This window comes from Stecheria intestinalis (assembly GCF_009696165.1).
Lineage (GTDB): Bacteria > Bacillota_I > Bacilli_A > Erysipelotrichales > Erysipelotrichaceae > Bulleidia > Bulleidia intestinalis.
The window spans coordinates 51,030-69,848 of the sequence record NZ_VUMN01000014.1 but is presented as its reverse complement, the minus strand read 5'-3'; the positions used below and the strand labels follow the sequence as shown (position 1 = coordinate 69,848).

At 46.9% G+C, this 18,819-nt stretch carries 15 protein-coding genes and 1 other annotated feature; of the genes, 10 read left to right on the top strand and 5 right to left on the bottom strand.

Translation table 11 applies throughout. The annotated features are described in order from the left end of the window. A partial coding sequence (locus tag FYJ51_RS07250) for a hypothetical protein (protein WP_205946235.1) occupies window positions 1-379 on the bottom strand: 379 nt, incomplete at its 3' end. A gap of 146 nt (window positions 380-525) precedes the next feature. Here FYJ51_RS07250 and FYJ51_RS07245 point away from each other — a divergent pair. Next, window positions 526-1,071 (top strand): recombinase family protein, encoded by a 546-nt coding sequence (locus FYJ51_RS07245; protein WP_154504538.1) that lies wholly within the window; start codon window positions 526-528, stop codon window positions 1,069-1,071. A 268-nt stretch (window positions 1,072-1,339) separates the two neighbouring features. Further along, complete coding sequence (locus FYJ51_RS07240) at window positions 1,340-2,629, top strand: IS4 family transposase (protein ID WP_154504536.1); 1,290 nt, start codon at window positions 1,340-1,342, stop codon at window positions 2,627-2,629. Window positions 2,630-2,789: 160 nt separating this feature from the next. Here FYJ51_RS07240 and FYJ51_RS07235 read toward each other — a convergent pair whose 3' ends face one another. Then, window positions 2,790-3,791 carry an aldose epimerase family protein gene (locus FYJ51_RS07235; RefSeq protein ID WP_154504534.1) on the bottom strand — a complete coding sequence of 334 codons (1,002 nt, stop codon included), beginning with the start codon at window positions 3,789-3,791 and terminating at the stop codon, window positions 2,790-2,792. A 526-nt stretch (window positions 3,792-4,317) separates the two neighbouring features. Here FYJ51_RS07235 and dnaA point away from each other — a divergent pair. From dnaA to gyrA, 7 genes are all read left to right on the top strand, one after another. Further along, window positions 4,318-5,697 carry a chromosomal replication initiator protein DnaA gene (gene dnaA, locus FYJ51_RS07230; protein WP_105302425.1) on the top strand — a complete coding sequence of 460 codons (1,380 nt, stop codon included), beginning with the start codon at window positions 4,318-4,320 and terminating at the stop codon, window positions 5,695-5,697. Window positions 5,698-5,859: 162 nt separating this feature from the next. Then, window positions 5,860-6,993 carry a DNA polymerase III subunit beta gene (gene dnaN, locus FYJ51_RS07225; RefSeq protein ID WP_235897249.1) on the top strand — a complete coding sequence of 378 codons (1,134 nt, stop codon included), beginning with the start codon at window positions 5,860-5,862 and terminating at the stop codon, window positions 6,991-6,993. A 14-nt stretch (window positions 6,994-7,007) separates the two neighbouring features. Beyond that, on the top strand, window positions 7,008-8,813 hold the full coding sequence (gene pepF / locus FYJ51_RS07220) for an oligoendopeptidase F (protein WP_154504532.1): 1,806 nt from the start codon (window positions 7,008-7,010) through the stop codon (window positions 8,811-8,813). Between the two features lie 206 nt (window positions 8,814-9,019). Continuing rightward, window positions 9,020-9,220, top strand: a complete 201-nt coding sequence (gene yaaA / locus FYJ51_RS07215) for a S4 domain-containing protein YaaA (protein ID WP_105302427.1) — start codon at window positions 9,020-9,022, stop codon at window positions 9,218-9,220. Next, window positions 9,217-10,302, top strand: coding sequence for a DNA replication/repair protein RecF (recF, locus tag FYJ51_RS07210; protein WP_154504530.1), 1,086 nt, complete (start codon window positions 9,217-9,219; stop codon window positions 10,300-10,302). The genes yaaA and recF overlap by 4 nt, the downstream gene beginning before the upstream one ends. Then, window positions 10,302-12,302 (top strand): DNA topoisomerase (ATP-hydrolyzing) subunit B, encoded by a 2,001-nt coding sequence (gene gyrB / locus FYJ51_RS07205; RefSeq protein ID WP_154504528.1) that lies wholly within the window; start codon window positions 10,302-10,304, stop codon window positions 12,300-12,302. The genes recF and gyrB overlap by 1 nt, the downstream gene beginning before the upstream one ends. Window positions 12,303-12,314: 12 nt before the next feature. Beyond that, entirely contained in the window at window positions 12,315-14,846 is a 2,532-nt protein-coding gene (gene gyrA, locus FYJ51_RS07200) for a DNA gyrase subunit A (RefSeq protein ID WP_205946234.1), read from the top strand. A 37-nt stretch (window positions 14,847-14,883) separates the two neighbouring features. Here the strand turns inward: gyrA and FYJ51_RS07195 are convergent, their stop codons facing one another. The 3 genes from FYJ51_RS07195 to FYJ51_RS07185 all read right to left on the bottom strand — a co-directional run bounded on the left by FYJ51_RS07195 (window position 14,884) and on the right by FYJ51_RS07185 (window position 17,168). Then, complete coding sequence (locus FYJ51_RS07195) at window positions 14,884-15,825, bottom strand: DUF1848 domain-containing protein (RefSeq protein WP_154504526.1); 942 nt, start codon at window positions 15,823-15,825, stop codon at window positions 14,884-14,886. Between the two features lie 11 nt (window positions 15,826-15,836). Continuing rightward, complete coding sequence (locus FYJ51_RS07190) at window positions 15,837-16,073, bottom strand: hypothetical protein (protein WP_154504524.1); 237 nt, start codon at window positions 16,071-16,073, stop codon at window positions 15,837-15,839. 150 nt (window positions 16,074-16,223) lie between these two features. Next, complete coding sequence (locus FYJ51_RS07185) at window positions 16,224-17,168, bottom strand: hypothetical protein (protein ID WP_154504522.1); 945 nt, start codon at window positions 17,166-17,168, stop codon at window positions 16,224-16,226. 79 nt (window positions 17,169-17,247) lie between these two features. Beyond that, window positions 17,248-17,464 (top strand) — a binding site (T-box leader). Window positions 17,465-17,496: 32 nt separating this feature from the next. Between FYJ51_RS07185 and serS the strand changes: the two genes are divergently transcribed. Next, window positions 17,497-18,801 carry a serine--tRNA ligase gene (gene serS / locus FYJ51_RS07180; RefSeq protein ID WP_105302433.1) on the top strand — a complete coding sequence of 435 codons (1,305 nt, stop codon included), beginning with the start codon at window positions 17,497-17,499 and terminating at the stop codon, window positions 18,799-18,801. Window positions 18,802-18,819: the final 18 nt, after the last annotated feature.

Below are 18,819 nucleotides of genomic sequence, written 5' to 3'. Positions count from 1 at the left end.
ACTTTTTTCTTCGGTACTCTCGGTATTTCAGATAGAACATGGTCCTGCTGAACCCGCGAGGCTCCTGCTTATGATATTCTGCCCACAGATCTTCTCCGTATACCTTTCTGCCTGGGGATTCAGTCTTTTTGATCAATGCTTCAAAATCCGGAGGTGAGATCTTCAGGTGCTGTCTGTCCATCGGCGGATAAAACAGTTCCTCCAGTTCCCCTGGGGTCATTGTCTCAAGCTCATCCAGACTTCTTCCGAGACTGTGATACTTCCTCATGATATCCTGGGCGGTCCAGGAACCTATGTGATGCCTTGCCTGACACGCCGGGTAGGAGATTCCCTGAAGCCTCATTCTGATTACTCCGATAATCACTGCACTGTTCTGCATAATCTCTGCCTTGAAGATAGTATTCCGAAAGTTCAGACGATCTTGAAGACCTCATGGCTGATTGGCACCGAATTTGGTGCCAAATGGGGAAAATTGGCACTGAATTCAGTGCCAATTCTATAATGATCAATATAAAGGGGTGAGATATGATTCTGATCTTATGCAGTGTTTCCGACAGGCAGCCAAACGACAGTGTTACTAACGGACTGGTTCATTTCCTTCTGAAAGCGAAATTCCAGAATGCCGAGTATATCAATGCCGTGTTTCATCGGGAAAGCAGAAGGATGGAGCTGATCCGGAAAGGACATGCAAATTCCCGGGTTGCCCCAATGGAAGGTATGGAGCGTTCCATGCGTCTATCATGTGTATCCCGGCTTCTTACCATGATGAATGCCGGAGATCAGTTATGGGTATGTAAGCTGTCAGATCTTGCAGACAATGCGGAGGATGCCTGCACGCTGTACTTTTCCTTTCTGAAGAAGGGCATTGAGCTGAAGTTCTTTGATACAAGCTATCTCGATACTGATCTTCTGAAGCTGAACTCGGAGCCGCCTGCAGATCAGAAGCTGCTTATTCAGAGAATCATTCAGAACTATTTTGACAACCCGGGTGGCATGCCCTCCGGAACAAAAGAAAGAAGCTCTGATTCCGGAAGCGCCGACAGCGTTAAAAAAAAACCTCATCGTGCGTGAGGCAAGATCCGAGACTATCGCTATGCTAAAAAGCTATCGTCATGAAGCGTCGCTGATGGAAGCCTTCCTGAGAGAAAGCGTAATCTCTATCAGAACTTACAAAAGATACTTCCAGAAGCACTCTGATCCCAATCTATTTCTGAACACCAAACTGCCTCCTGTTCAGAAATCAGATCAATCTGAAGCGGTCTAGGACTCATGCCGGTCTCATCGGATTGAGCTTGCTGTTTTTTCGGATTCGGCTTGCTGAAAAACTGGATACGACACACTGAAGAACAAGATTGCGCGGCTGGACCAGCTCAAAGTTGTCAATCATCTGGTAAATGATACGGATTGTGATTTTACACGCAATAGAAAACTGTCTTTCCCCGATGTTGTTATGCTTATCATTTCCATGGCCGGATGTCCGATCAGAGAGGAATTGCTGGATTATTTTGATTACGGCATTAACACTGCGACAGCCTCTGCCTTTGTTCAGGCAAGATCCAAGGTACTGCCTGATGCTTTTGAACAGCTGCTTCATCTCTTCAATAAAGCTTATCCATGTACAGAAACGTATAAGGGATATCGTCTGATCGCCGTTGACGGTTCCGATTTGAATATTCCATATGACGCCGATGATCTGGACACTTATCAGTCAAATGCCCCCGATGTCAAAGGTACTAATCAGTTCCATATCAACGCTGCCTATGACATTCTGAATAACAGATACGTGGATATGATCATTCAAGGGAAAGCACATTATTATGAGCAGAAAGCTATGTGGACAATGGCGGAACGTTTCCCGGAAAAGAAAACGATCTTTGTCGCCGATCGCAATTATCCCACTTGGAATAATATGGAACACATTATCCGTTCAGGTAAGTACTTTCTGATCCGGACGAAGGATATTCATGGTTCCACCAGTCTGCTTCGCAAATTCAACCTTCCAAATTCCGAATTTGATCTGGATATCAGGACCATTCTTACTACTAAACAAACATATGACGTTAAATTACATCCTGAAAAGTATCGTATCTTATCAAATACTTCGACGTTTGATTTCTTCGATGAGGAAGCTTTCTATGATGTTTCGTATCGTGTTGTCCGTTTCAAACTGGATGGCACCGAAGACTATGAATGCATTATCACTAATCTGCCTAGAGAAGAATTCAGCCCGGCTGAAATCAAAGAACTGTATCACCTGCGCTGGCAGGAAGAAATCTCTTTTCGCCATCTGAAGTATTCTTCAGATCTTTCTGCTGTTCATGCCAGGAAACGTTCCTCCATTCTCCAGGAGATCTGGGCACGAGCGATCCTCTATAATTTCTCTTCCATCATTATTCGGGAACTGGCAAAGCGGAAGGCAAAGAAGAAACGGAAATATGAGTATGTAATCAATAAGACCAGGGCCATCCATCTCATTCGTGACCTTCTGATGAAAAGAAAAGGCGGCTCATCACCACCTGATCTTGAAGGATTGATCTCCAATGAGATCTTACCATTACGACCTGGGCGCAGCGACCCTAGGAAAGTCCGCACACAGTCTGTAATTCCCTTCAACTATCGCTTTTCTTAAGCAATTTCATTATAACCGATAATCCGGCTTACAAGTTGACATCCCATAGTTTTTTCATAATGCCCGCCCATTCAATCTCGAAAAAGGTCTACAGAATACTGTCAATTTCCTCTGTAAACCTCTTTCTTAACTTAATGACGTTGGGAGCGATCCTCTTTTTTTAACGTCTGTTCAGTTCCATCCGGATGACCCAGCTCTTTGTTTCTCCGGCATGGAGAATCGGTTTCGGGCTTACCGGGAGATTGATCGCATCCGGGAAATACTCCGGCTCAAAGCATACTGCCCCATGATCTTTCATGACTTTCTGATGCTTGCCGATCTCACCATCCAGATAATTTCCGGTATACATATGCATGCCTGGCAGATCTGAATAGATCTTCAGATCGAGGATGTCCGTACGGCATTCAGCAAACATACGGATGCCGGTGCCAGGTACTGCATAATGATGATCTATCCCTTTATTTGCAAGAATCTGCGGATCCTCTGATGCAAATGCCTGGGCAAGAGGATGGAACTCCCTGAAATCAAAATCTGTCCCTGCGACTGGTTTCAAAGGCAGCAGAGCAAGTCCGTCCGGATCATCATCCGCATATTCTGATGCATTCAGCTTCACTTCATGATCAGAGACAAGTCCGATGCCATTGAGGTTGTAGTAATTGTGATTGGTGAAGGCAAATACCGTATCCTGATCACTGCATGCGGTGACCTTCATCTCAACTTCATCTTCCAGAAGGGTATAGGTGACGGTGACATCCAGATTTCCAGGATAGCCTTCTTCCTGATCTCTGCTGATGCGTTGGAAAGAGATTGAATGATCAGTTCCGCTGACTTCATAAAGCCTGCGGTCAAATCCCCAGCCGCCATGGAGATTATGCTTTCCTTGATTCGCCGGAATATGGTATTCCGTTCCATTCAGAACAAACATGGCGTTTCTGGTGCGATTTGCCGTCCTCCCGATAAAGCCGCCCATATGGCTGCCGGAAGAGAGATATCCTTCGGCATTATCATGGCCGAGCAGAATATCGATCCCTGTGCTTTTATCGATCAGAGACACCATAGTTGCCCCCAAATCAGATACCTTCAGAATCAGCTTGTCATTTTCCAGCGTATAAAGGGAGACTGGATTTTTTTCTGAATCCAGACCGAATGAGATTTTATTCATTGCTGTTACCTCGTCATCACCATTATAACCATGTTCGCAGATTTTCGTCTTCTGTTAAGTGCATGTATTTTTTCCACATTTCGCAATTCCGCATGAATATGCCAGTTTTTCCACATTTCGAATCTGTTTTCCAGGGTATTTTACGACAGTTTTCAACAAAGAATCAGCCATGTCTGAGTTTCAGTTTTCCACAATTGTGGAAAACTGTTGTTTTCTCAAATAATCGCATAATCATAGGCTTTTTCGATGTGCAGAACTTGTTGAAGATTTTTCTGTTTCTCAGACTTTTCAACATTTTCATCGGTTTTCAACATCGTGGAGAGATTCTCCACAAATCTTTCCACCGCAAAAGTTGTGGAAAACTGTCGATAACTTCAGAAAAGCCTTATTTATGCTGTATATTTAACATATATTTGATTGTGGAGAAAAAAGTTATAAACATTTTTGCTGTGGATTTTATCCACAGCCGGGACTAAGATAGATCTGCATCAATTCCATTCATTTGATATGCAAGAAGGATTTTTTTATGAGCAGAAGCCGTGATCAGTATCTGAGCGATCTCTGGGATCAGACACTGAATGATCTGATAGCAAACCAGAAAGTAGAACCGGAGATCATCAATGCGTTTTACCGGACTGCGCATCTGGCTGAGCTGAATGATACGAAAGCAATCATTGTAGTTGCCAATATAATTGCTCAGCAGATTGTCTCGCAGTCTTCAGAACTCATCGGGTCTGCATTGATTGAACAGCTGAATCTGGATCATCCTCTGAATGTTGAAATCGTTCAGGAGTCTGATTTCCAGCGCCATTCTCAGGTCACTGAAGATGACATTGCTGAAGTAACGAATGATGAAGAATTCGCTTCCATGCCGATTCAGCCGGATCGTACGTTTGATAATTTCGTGGTCGGCGACTGCAACCGGGAATCTCAGGCGGCAGCACTTGCCTGTGCCTATAATCCCGGCAAGTATTTCAATCCGCTTTTCATCTATGGAAATTCCGGTCTCGGCAAGACACATCTCCTGATGGCGATCGGAAACTATGTAAAGAAGAATTATCCGGATAAGAAGGTCTATTATATTGAATCGCTGAAGTTCGTGGATAAGGTAGTCAAAGCCATTCAGAATAATAAGATCGATGCGTTCAAGCAGTATATGAGCAGCATGGATGTGCTGCTGGTCGATGATATCCAGTTCCTGGCGGGAAAAGAGAAGAGTCATGAAGTGTTCTTCTCCATCTATAACGAACTCGTCAATAACCGCAAGCAGATCTGCATCGCTTCCGATCGTCAGCCAAAAGAGATCAAAGGTCTGGAAGATCGTCTGATCAGCCGATTTTCCAGCGGTCTGTCCGTAGGCATCGATTCGCCCGAATTTGAGACCAGCCTGGCGATCCTGAATATGAAGATCAAGAACAGCGGCAATAATATTGAAGAAGTCGATGAGAGAGGGCTTGCCTATATTGCCAGCAATTTCTCCGGCAATGTCAGAGACCTGGAAGGGGCATGGAACCGGGTTCTGTTCTATGCCATCATGTTCCAGGAAGATAAGAGCTGCATCAAGTTCGAAACCGTCGTCAATGCCTTGAAGAATCAGGCAGTCGTATCAGATAAAACCGGTCTTTCTCCTGGAAAGATCATCAAGGCTGTCGCAGACTACTATGGTCTGACGAGACAGCAGATCACCGGCAAGACGAGAACAAAGAATATTTCCAATGCGAGACATATCTCCATCTATCTGTGCCGGAAGCTTCTGGATCTCTCTTATATCAAGATCGGAGAAGAATTCGGCGGCAGAGATCACAGCACGGTAATCAGTGCCTGTACCAAAGTCGAGAAGCAGATCAGGAAAGATACTGCAATGGCAACAGCCGTCGAGGAGATCAGAAAACAGCTGGGCAGCTGATTATCCACGATTCCGTCCACTTTATATCAACTGGCCGGAATGCTAAAATAAGCCCATCGGACCGTCATAATTGCAGGTTCTCCACAATTTCCACAGTCCTAATAATGATGATTTACCAGAAAAGAATATATATACATGCGCGCAAGACATGGAGGCGAAACTATGAGCGAAATGAATTTCCAGATCAGCAGGGATAAGTTCTACAATGCACTGACCATTGCGTCGAGAGCAATTTCTTCCAATTCACCGGTTCCTGCACTGACTGGAATCCTGATTACTGCAAGTGATAACGAGCTGCTGCTGACCGCAAGCAACGCAGTGATTTCCATTCAGATGACTCTGAGTAACGAAAAGGATCCGGATCTTGGTCTCAGCATTTCCGGAGAAGGATCGATTGTCATTGAATCCAGATTCCTGATGGACATCGTCAAGAAGATTGACAGCGATCAGATCAAGATTGAGATCATCGATGGAACGCTGACGCATTTCGAAGGAAATAAAGCAGAATACAAGATCAACTGCATCCGTCCGGAGGATTATCCTTCCATCGACTTCAGCGAACCTTCCACGAAGTTCGAGATCAATTCCGGAACGCTGAATGAGTTCATCACACAGACAGTCTTCGCTGCTGCAGTCAAGGAGACAAGACCTGTCCTGACGGGCGTGAACTTCAATTCGGATGGCAAGGAGATTGTATGCACTGGTACCGACTCCTATCGTCTTTCCAGAAGAACTGCTCCGATTGCTTCGGATCCGTTCATGATCACGGTTCCTTCCAAGACTCTGAATGAAGTGAAGAATATCTTCGCAGAAGATCAGACCGTGAAGGTGGCGCTGAATGACAAGAAAATCCAGTTCTCCAATGACAAAGTGATGCTGCAGTCCACGCTATTGGAAGGAGACTTCCCGGATACGAATCGTCTGATTCCGAACGATTTCACGCGGACCATGTTGATCAACAGAACGGTGCTGCTGGATGCGCTGGATCGAGCAGCGTTCATCAAGACGGATAACATCTCGACGATGAATCTGCAGATGACCGGAGCAGATGATATCTCTCTGTCCAACCGCAGCCAGGAGATCGGCGAGTTCCATGAAGTACTGAATGCAGTGAGCTATGAAGGAGATCCTCTTGATATCAGCTTCTCGGGTCAGTACATGATGGATGCGCTGAGAATCTTCAAAGGCGAGAATGTGAAGATTTCCTTTACGGGAGTCATGAAGCCGTTCATCATCACGGAAGAAGATGATTCCAGCGTGATTGAGCTGATTCTTCCGGTACGTACCTATATGTGAGAAAGAGGAAAGATATGAGTGAAGAACTAAAAGAACGCAGAGAGATGGATCCTGAATTCCAGTGGGATCTGTCCAGTTTCTTTGTGAATGATGAAGCATGGGAAACTGCATTTGCAGAATTTGAAAAAGACCTGGATGAGATTTCTTTCTATCGCGGCAAGCTGAAAGATGCAGAGACCATTGCAGCATATCTGAAGAAAGAAGCAGAATCTGAGATCAGGCTGGAGAACCTGTTTGTCTATGCAAGCTCCAGGCATGATGAAGATACGCGGGACAGCAAAGCGCAGGCGATGTACAGCCGGGCATACGGACTCTATGTGAAGATGATGTCCGCAGCAAGCTTTGCAGAACCAGAGATTCTGAGTCTCAGTGATGCAGAGCTCGAGATAATCAGAACTGCAGATTGTCTGAAGGACCATGCATTCTATCTTGAGAATCTGATCCGCCGCAAGAAACATACGCTGACCGCATCAGAAGAACAGCTGCTTGCCGGATTCGGCGAAGCATTTGCGGCAAGCTCAAATGCGGCGGGAGCCTTGATGGATGCGGATCTGACGTTTGAAGCTGCCGAAGATTCTGCTGGCGTGAAGCATGAGCTTACCGAGTCCAATTACATCCTGCTGGAAAACAGCCAGGACCGGGTGCTGCGCAGAAATGCATTCCGTAATTTCTATGCATCCTACAAGGGACATATTCATACGTTCGCTGCGACTTATACCGGGGCTGTGAAGACGGCAACCGCTGAAGCTGCTGCCCGTCATTATTCCAGTTCCAGAGAAATGGCGATGGAGAGTGATCATATTCCGGTATCGGTTTATGACAACCTCGTCGATACGATTCATGCACGCATGAATTCAATGTATCGGTACGAACGGCTGAGAAAGCGGCTTCTGGGAGTGGATGAGCTTCATTACTATGATTTGTATGCACCGTTAGTGAAGGGTGATACAAAGCATTATACGTATGAAGAAGCCCAGAAGATGGTTCTGGAAGCTGTGAAGCCGTTAGGAACGGAATACGGAAATACGGTAGCGCAGGCATTCCGGGATCACTGGATTGATGTGTATCCGAATAAGGGCAAGCGCGGAGGTGCATATTCTTCCGGCAGCTATACGAGCAATCCGATCATTCTGACGAACTTCACCGGCACGCTGGACAGTGTCTCCACCATTGCGCATGAGATGGGTCATTCCATTCATTCCTGGCTGACCAGACATACTCAGCCGGTATGGTATGAGAACTATACGATGTTCGTGGCAGAAGTTGCTTCTACGGTCAACGAGAATCTTCTGATCGAACAGCTGCTCAGCAGGGAACAGGAACCGATGAAGCGTCTGGCGCTTCTGAATCAGTACCTCGAAGGATTCAAGGGCACGGTATATCGGCAGACGATGTTTGCCGAATTCGAGAAAGAAGCACATGCGATGGCAGAGCGCGGAGAATCTCTCGATGCAGAAGCACTGAATCAGGTTTATCAGAACCTGATCAGACTGTATTTCGGAGAAGAACTGACGATGGATGATGAGGTTCAGTATGAATGGGCAAGAATTCCTCATTTCTATTCTCCGTTCTATGTCTATGTTTATGCGACTGGATACAGCACTGCCGCAGCGCTTTCTGAAGGAATCCTVAAAGAAGGAGAGCCGGCTGTGAAGCGGTACCTGGAGTTTCTTTCCATGGGCAGCAGTCAGTATCCGATTGATGAGCTGAAACATGCTGGTGTGGATCTGACGACGCCGGCACCGATCAATCAGGCTATTGATAAGTTCGATCGGATTCTGGAAGATGCAGAAAAGACAGCTGACAGAGCTGGTCTGTGACAGGCAATAGGAAATCGGTGATTCCGGTTTCCTTTTTTTTTATCATTCAGAGTATATGCATGCATGATGTTTTATGAGGGTGATCGGCATAGGTTTTTTCAAGCTGGTTCAGAGGGTCTGAAAACCGCCTGAAAGCGCCAGTTCATGCGGGTTTTGTGGTATAATAGATAAGGTCTTGAATGACCTGGAAATGAGTTCTCTGAAGCATGGCTGAAATACATACAGAATACATCAAGCTGGACCAGTTTCTGAAGCTAGCCGGCGTCATTAAAACGGGCGGAGAGGCTAAGCTTTTTATTGCGTCCAATGATGTTCAGGTAAATGGGGTCCATGAGGATCGCAGAGGCAGAAAGCTTTATCCTGGTGATATTGTCACTGTGAATGGGCGGAAGTTTTCGGTCGGATGATTGTGACAGATCTTCATCTCCGGAATTTCCGGAATTATGAGTCAGAGCATCTGACATTGTCTTCGGGTCTGAATCTGATTACCGGATGGAATGCCCAGGGAAAGACGAATCTTCTGGAAAGTCTGGTTTATCTTTCTCTGACCAGATCGCATCGGGTCAGCAGCGAGATACAGCTGATCAGGGATGGCTGTGCGTTTGCGGATATCGGATGCACGGTTGTCGACGCAGAAGAGAAAAAGCTTCGGGCAGTGATTCATCATGGCGGACATACGCTTTCCGTGAACCAGGTTCCGGTGAAGAGAAGCAGCGAGTTTGTAGGGCTTCTGAATGCGGTTCTGTTCAGTCCGGATGATCTTGGCGTTTTCTCGGATGCGCCGAGAGAACGGCGGAGAATCATGGATCAGGAGATTTCGAAGCTGAATGCGTCGTATGTATATCAGATGAACCGGTACCGGAATCTTCTGAAGGAGCGCAATACGCTGCTTAAGTCGTATCAGCCGGATCTTGCTTATCTGGATGTGCTGGATGAGCAGATGATTCAGGAAGAGATTCCGATCATCAGAGCCAGAAGGGCGTTTGCGGATGCGATCAATGATACGATCCAGAGTCATTATCAGGATCTGTCCATGGATCAAGCAGAGGCCTGCGTGGTGTATCAGACTAGTTTTGCTGAAGAGGATCTTGAGAAAGAGCTGAGAACGCTCTATCAGGAGAATCGTTCCAGAGATCTGGATAATCATGTGACCGGGATCGGAGTGCATCGGGATGATCTGGTTTATATGCTGAATGGAAAGAATGTGGTCCTGGCTGCCAGTCAGGGACAGAAGCGCCTGATGATGCTGGCATTCAAATGTTCCATTCTGGATTATATCCGGAAAGAGACCGGAAAGAGTGCGGTATTTCTGCTGGATGATGTGCTGAGCGAACTTGATATGAAGAGACAGGTGAGACTGATTGAGCGGATACAGAAGCCCTATCAGTGTGTGATAACGGCTACGGAGGTTCCGGCGTTTCTGAGAGATGGAACGCATAAGGAATTCCGGATCGAACATGGCCATGTGCTGGATGGGAGGAATACGTGATGGATGAGCAGGAAAAGAATGTGACAGTTCCCGAGGAAGAAGATAAGGACCATGCAGTTCTCGGAGAAGAGCTGAATACCAAAGTGACCCATGAGTACAGTGACAGTGATATTCAGGTTCTGGATGGTCTGGAGGCTGTCAGAAAGCGTCCTGGCATGTATATTGCGAGTACTTCTGCAAAAGGTCTTCATCATCTGGTATGGGAAATTGTCGATAACGGAATTGATGAGGCAATGGCTGGGTATGCGGACACGATCCGGGTGACGGTAGACAAGGATAATATCATCACGGTAGAAGACAATGGCCGCGGCATGCCGACGGGAATCAATGCCAAGACCGGAAAGTCCACGATCGAGACGATCTTCACGGTGCTGCATGCGGGCGGCAAGTTCGGCGGCGGTGCGTATAAGGTGTCCGGCGGTCTGCATGGTGTCGGTGCTTCGGTCGTCAATGCATTAAGTGAATGGCTGGAAGTCTATGTATATCATGAAGGAAAGATCTATTTCATCCGGTTTGAGCATGGCGGTCATCCGGCAGAGCCTCTGAAGGTCATCGGCGACTGCGATCCTTCAAGACATGGATCTACCGTACGATTCAAGGCAGATCCGCTGATCTTCAAGGAGACTACGGTCTATGATCACAATACGCTGAGAGACCGGCTTAGACAGCTTGCGTTCCTGAATAAAGGAATCCGGCTCGTATTTGTTGATGAACGGGAAGAGGATCCTGAAAAGAGAAATCATGAGTTCATGTTCAAGGGAGGTCTGAAAGAGTATGTTTCCTTCCTGAACAAGAATCATACGGTGATTCACCCGGATGTGATCTACTGTGAAGGTCATGAGGATGGCATCGAGGCTGAAGTTGCGGTTCAGTATAATGATGGCTATCAGCCTGCGGTCTATACGTTCTGCAACAACATTAATACGGTTGAAGGCGGAACGCATCTCGAGGGCTTCAATCTGGCTCTGAATCGTGTGATCAACAAGTATGCCAGAGATAACGGCTTTCTGAAAGAGAAGGATGACAATCTCACGACGGATGACTGCAAGGAAGGAATCACGGCGGTCATTTCCGTCAAGCATCCGGATCCGCAGTATGAAGGACAGACCAAGACGAAGCTTGGAAACAGCGAAGTGAGAAAGATTGTTTCGGATATCTTCGGCACTTCTCTGGAACGCTTCCTGATGGAGAATCCGGACCAGGCAAAAGCGATCATGGAGAAGGCTACGCTTGCGTCCCAGGCGCGTATGGCTGCGAAGAAGGCACGTGAGCTGACTCGAAGAAAGAGTGCGCTGGAAGTAGGTTCTCTGCCTGGCAAGCTGGCAGATTGCTCGAGCAAGGATGCAAGTATCTGCGAAATCTATATCGTCGAGGGTGACTCTGCAGGCGGTTCTGCCAAGCAGGGAAGAGATTCTCATTACCAGGCGATTCTGCCGCTTCGAGGCAAGATTCTGAATGTCGAGAAAGCGCGTCAGCATCGGGCGTTTGAAAATAATGAAATCCGTTCCATGATTACTGCATTCGGATGCGGGATCCTGGATGAAGTGGATACGAGCAAGCTGCGTTACAACAAGATTGTCATCATGACCGATGCCGATGTCGATGGTGCGCATATCAGAACGCTGCTGCTGACGTTCTTCTATCGCTATATGAAGCCGATTGTTGAGCAGGGCTATGTCTATATTGCACAGCCGCCTCTGTATAAAGTGCAGAAAGGCAATGCGGTGAAGTATGCATACACGGATCATCAGCTGGAAGTGATCAAGGCTCAGATGGGTTCTGGTCTTGGCATTCAGAGATACAAGGGACTTGGTGAAATGAATCCGGAACAGCTCTGGGAGACGACCATGGATCCGAAGAACCGGACGCTGATCCGGGTGACGATTGATGATGCCGAGGCTGCTGATCAGAACTTCAGCATGCTGATGGGAGAAGAAGTGGAGCCCAGAAAGAATTTCATCATTGAGAATGCGAATTTCGTAGAGAATCTGGATATCTGAGGAGGGTGAACTATGGCTAGAGATGATTACATGGAGTTTGACGAGTCACAGTTTGACCCGGGGCATATTACTGAAACAGAACTGTCCAAGGAAATCCGCAGAGACTTCCTGGATTATTCGATGTCTGTTATCGTTGCCCGTGCACTTCCGGATGTAAGAGATGGACTGAAGCCGGTACAGAGAAGAATTCTGTACTCGATGAATGAGATGAACAACGGCCCGGATAAGCCGTATAAGAAGTGCGCGCGTATCGTCGGCGATACGATGGGAAAATATCATCCTCATGGTGACAGCTCGATTTACGGGGCGCTGGTCTACATGGCTCAGCCGTGGAATATGCGTCAGGTGCTTGTAGATGGTCATGGCAATTTCGGTTCCATGGATGGCGATGGCGCAGCCGCCATGCGTTATACGGAAGCCCGGATGTCGAAGATTGCAGTAGAGATGCTGAGAGATCTCGAAAAGAATACCGTCGACATGCAGGATAACTATGATGGAGAAGAGAAGGAGCCTACGGTTCTTCCTTCAAGGTTTCCGAATATCCTCGTCAATGGTTCTTCCGGTATTGCAGTAGGCATGGCGACGAACATCGCACCTCACAATCTCGGCGAAGTGATTGACGGCATCCTTGCGGTCATGAATAATCCGGAGATCACGGTTATGGATCTGATGAACTATATCAAAGGTCCGGATTTCCCTACGGGTGCATATATTCTCGGCAGAAACGGAATCCGGAATGCGTTTGAGACGGGCCGCGGAACGGTGATTATGCGGGCAAAGACCAAGATCGAGGAGATGCCGAATGGCAAAAAGCGCATCGTGGTCTATGAGATTCCTTACATGGTCAATAAAGCTGCCATGGTGGAACGTATTGCTTCGCTGGTCAAGGAGAAGCAGATTGAAGGAATCACAGATCTTCGCGATGAGTCCAATATGGATGGCATCCGTGTCGTGATTGAACTGCGCAAGGATGTGCAGCCAGATGTGCTTCTGAATCAGCTGTATCGGCTGAGTCCGCTGCAGTCCAATTTTGCGGTCAACAATGTTGTCCTGATTCATGGTGCTCCGAAGCAGGCTGGAATCATTGAAATTCTGAAGGAATATATCATGTTCCAGGAAGAAGTGATTACCAGGAGGACGCAGTTTGATCTGGACAAGGCATCCGCAAGAGCACATATCCTGGAAGGATTGAGAATTGCAGTAGATAACCTCGATGCGATTATTCATACGATCCGTGATTCCAAGGATGCCAATGAAGCAATGCCGAGACTGATGAATGGCTTCGGGCTGGATGAGATCCAGGCAAAAGCAATTCTTGATATGCAGTTCCGCCGACTGACTGGTCTGGAGAGAGAAAAGATCGAGAATGAGTATCAGGAACTTCTGATTAAGATTGCTGACTACCAGGATATCCTGGCTCATCATGAACGCATTGAGAAGATCCTGAAGGATGAACTGACTGAGATCAAAGGAAAATATGCGGATCCGCGCAGATCTGAAATCATCAATGCACCGACGGATATGGAAGATGAAGATCTGATCCCGGTTGAAGATGTCATCATCACGATTTCAGAGAATGGCTATATCAAGAGGCAGACCAGAGATACCTACAAGGTGCAGAATCGCGGCGGCAAGGGGATCAAGGGCATGGGCCTGAATGAAGATGATCTGATCGATCAGTTCGTTGGCATGTCTACGCACGATAACATTCTGTTCTTCACCAGCAAGGGCAGAGTCTATCGCTTGAAGGGTTATAACATTCCGGAATATAGCCGGACCAGCAAAGGTATCCCGGTGATCAACCTGCTGCAGCTGGAAAAAGATGAGAAAGTCCGTGCGCTGGTTCCTTACAGCAATGATGCAGAAGCGAAGTATCTGTTCTTCGTAACAAAACTCGGACTGGTGAAGAGAGTTCCGATCGAGGAATTCTTCAGCATTAACAAGAATGGCAAGATTGCCATCACTCTGAAAGAAGATGATGAGCTTGCCTTCGTGAAGGGAACTGCCGGGAATGCAGATATCCTGATTGCTGGGACCAATGGCAAGGCAATCCGCTTCCGTGAGGATGAAGTCCGTCCTTCCGGACGTACGGCAATGGGTGTCAGAGGCTTCAATGTGGATGGAGGGTCCGTTATAGGCATGGCTACCTCAGAAGAAGGAAAGAAGATTCTGACCGTATCTGAGCATGGATACGGCAAGATGTCTGATCTCGGTGAATACCGTCTGACAGGCCGCGGTGCGAAGGGCGTGAAAACCATGAACATCACGGAGAAGACCGGAAATCTGGTATGCATGAAAGCAGTGAACGGCAACGAAGACTGCATGATCATGACTGATGATGGCATTATCATCCGGATCTCGCTGGCACCGCTGTCTACCACAGGCAGAAATGCACAAGGCGTGAGATTCATCAAGGTTGCTGACGGATCCAGAGTCTCTACAGTTGCAATTGTGGAACCGGAAACAGAAGAACCCGAAACAGAGGAATCTGGTCCGGAAGCTTCCGGGAAACCTGAACCTGAGAATTCTGAAAAGACTGAATAGTCAGATGAAAAGCAGAACACTAAGTGCTCTGCTTTTTTCAGAAGAGGCGTTCCTGATATGCTCTCTTGCGATAGCTAACCTGCTTTCCTTCGACCAGCTCATCGTCTTTCTGCAGGTGTCCGATCAGCATGGATGAATAAGGATCATGCATGGAGCGGTTGCGCAGGATCGTGCTGCGTGAATGATTGGCATAGCAGTACCTGCATCCATTCGGACATGTATCATAAGCTCCGATTGCCCGCTGATCAATGCACCTACATCCGGTTCCTGGTCTTGCATTATGGCAGGGAATCTGTTTCAGAGGCATGTCTTCTGCTTCGCTCAGAATCTCTGTGCTGAGGCATCCGCTTCTTCTGATTCCGTATCCCGTATAATCATCCGGATCTCCGCAGGTAGAAATCGTCATGCCATAGGATGCTGCAATTTTCCCGAATCCTTCTGCCAGGATGAGACGATCTTTCCTCGAAACAGGCTTCAGATCCGGAAACGTGACCTTCAGCTTCCCATACATATAGACAAAAGAGAAGATGCATCTGGAAGTATAAGGAGACAAGGCAGAAGCCATTGCTTCAAACTGCTTCAGGTGAGATTCAGCGCTATAAGGACCATAGATCAGCACCGGATCATAACGCCAGGCTGTCCGTTTCTTACCGACGATGTCTGACAGTTTCCGAAAGGTATCGACCGAAGCCTGTACCGAAGGAACATTCGGTTCAATATCTCTTCCATATGCAGTAATGGTATATAAACAATAAATAGGGTACTGACCCATGATCTCAGGCAGATAAGGAAGGATCGGTTCATAGTTCTTGGAACAGAATATGATCGCGTCTACGATCTCCGGACTGATCCGATATCGGTTCACCCTTTTTGGATAAAAAGGGTTTCGTACATCTACGAAACCCTCGTGAAGCCGATTCATGAACCATGGAGTGTAGTATTGGACAATATCTGTTCTCTCTCCGGCAGTCAGAATCATATAAACTGTGATTACTTTGCTGCTTTTCTGACAGCTGCCTTTTTAGCTTTCTTGGCCTTGGCACTTTCCATGTCTGCCAGAATCAGGTCAGTGATGTAGGCCTTTACTCCCGGCTGTTTCTCAAGCCAGCTGATGATCTTCTTCTCCGAGTCCTTGCTGTAGCGGATGGAGAAAGAACGGTAGTTTTCGCGATTGTACGCATTGTTGTACTCCAGTTTCTTTTCGTAAGTGTTCTTTTTTCTTGGCATAATTGTTCTCCATCGACGCTTCCCTTAGGGCGTCTTTTTGTGCTGACATTATAGCATGCATTTCTTTTCATTCATGCATACGGGTAGAAATAAAACCATTTTTTATTATTCTATGCATTCAAAAAATGTTATTTTTAAGTCTGTTTCTGGTCAGTATACTTCCGGAAGGCGGAATCCGTCATCTATGCGTGCAAGCTGTACACGGTGGATGATTGGCTGCACTTCGCCATTCACATCTGCAAGCATGTCAAGCTTCACGGTGCCATCTGTTTCCTTCGCTGCAATGATGTAGTTCGGGTTGATGGAATAGGAAGACTTCTGTTCCGTCAGAATCGTTTCTGCACAGTACAGTTTTCCATCCTGTTCCAGAAAGGTAGAACTTTCTCGCTCGAATGCCGCTGGGTAGTAATTCTCTTTCAGGTAATCCTGCGTAAATACCTTCTCTGCCATTGCTTTGACGTCATTGATCGTCTTCGGATCATAGTCTCCCATTGCCTGAACCTCATGATATCCTTTGACAGGCCCTTCTTCTTCGGAGACTTTGACATTGATACCCATCAGCCAGCAGAGGACCTCATTTTCCTGTGCAAGCAGATCAGTCAGTGCTGAACGGTATTCCGAGTACTGCGGATCATCGGCTGTGACCAGAGAAGGATCTATTTCGAACTGAATGCCGCCATTCATCCAGAAGCTTCCGCCGGTAGGGTTATAAATCATGAAGTATACCTGGTATTTGTCATTGACCAGGTACATGCCGGTGTAATAGATATTGCTGGTAGAAGAATCTACTTCGACCTGGGTCAGATCATCCAGGGAGCTGATCTCTGGAAGGGAGATCAGTTCAAGAGGAAGACTGGGAAAATGGATTCCCTGGTTTTCCAGTCTTTTTTCTGCATCTGAAATCGTATCCGTCTGGTAATCTGCAATGCAGTTCTGGATCATTTCCAGTTCTTTTTCTTCGTCTGTTCTGGTATCTTCACTCACAACCGGGCCATAATATTCATCCTGTGTGGTGGTCTGTGAGGTACTGTTCTGTTTGGAACATGCACTCAGAAAGAGTATTCCTGTGAGCATGAATATGAGGTGTTTTTTCAAGGAATTTACCTGCTTTCTGGTACATGATAGCATCTTTCTGCAGACCTTGACAAACCTGCCTGCCGATGCTTAAATGAAGCCATAAACAGTGATGGGAACAAGTAGTTTCCTGGTATTCTTTCAGAAAGTCAGCGGATGATGCGAGCTGACAGATGCCGGAATGAAATCCTTCCCGGAGTGAAACCAATCCTTTCCGGTGGCAGCCGTTATCTGCCAGTCTTGAGTGGTCTGAATTGTTTCACGTGAAACAATTTGGGCAAATAGGGTGGCACCGCGATCAACACATCGTCCCTTATCGGATGGTGTTTTTTATTTTCAGGAGGACTATATGATTGATATCAAGCTTATTCGCGAAAATCCGGAACTCGTGAAAGAGAATATTCGCAAGAAATTCCAGGATGAAAAACTTCCGTTAGTTGATGAAGTTGCTGAATTCGACAAGCAGTTCCGTGATGCAAAGACAAAAGGCGATGCACTTCGCGGCGACCGCAATAGGATCTCCAAGGAAATCGGACTTCTGATGAGAGAAGGCAAGAAGGACGAGGCTGAAGCAGCCAAGCAGAAGGTAAAGGATCTTGAGAAGGAACTCCAGGATCTGGAAGAGAGCGAGGAAAAGCTTCAGGATGAAATCAAGAAGAGAATGATGGTGATTCCGAACATCATTGACCCTTCTGTTCCGATTGGAAAAGATGATTCTGAGAATGTTGAAATTGAGCGCTTCGGTGAACCTGTAGTGCCTGACTTCGAAATTCCATATCATACGGATATTCTGGAATCCCTGGATGGCCTGGATCTGGATAGTGCAAGAGAGACATCAGGAAATGGATTCTATTATCTGATGGGAGATGTTGCTCGTCTGCATTCTTCCATTCTGAGCTACGCACGTGACTTCATGATTGGCAGGGGATACACGTACTTCATTCCGCCGTTCATGATCCACGGAAATGTCGTCAATGGCGTCATGTCCTTCTCTGAAATGCAGAACATGATGTATAAGATTGAAGGCGAAGATCTATATCTGATCGGTACTTCCGAGCATTCCATGATCGGCCGCTTCATGAATCGTACGCTGAAGAAGGATCGTCTTCCTTATAAGCTGACCTCCTACAGCCCGTGCTTCCGGAAGGAAGTCGGTGCGCATGGCATTGAAGAGAGAGGTTTGTATCGTGTTCATCAGTTTGAAAAGCAAGAAATGGTGATTGTCTGCGAGCCGGAAGACTCCAAGAAGTACTATGATGAGCTCTGGCATAACAGTGTAGACTTCTTCCGTTCTCTGGATATTCCGGTCCGCACGCTGGAATGCTGCTCTGGAGATCTTGCAGACCTGAAAGTTAAGAGCTGCGACGTTGAAGCTTGGTCTCCGCGTCAGAAGAAATACTTCGAAGTAGGCAGCTGCTCCAACCTCGGTGATGCCCAGGCAAGAAGACTAGGCATTCGCATCAAGGGAGAGAAGGGCAACTACTTCGCTCATACTTTGAATAACACGGTTGTTGCTCCGCCGAGAATGCTGATTGCCTTCTTTGAAAACAACCTTCAGGCTGATGGGACTGTAAGAATCCCTGAACCGCTTCGTCCTTATATGGGCGGCCAGGAAATTCTTGTCCCGAAGAAAGAAAAGAAGAACACTCTGTAATCTTCAGAGTTCTTCCCT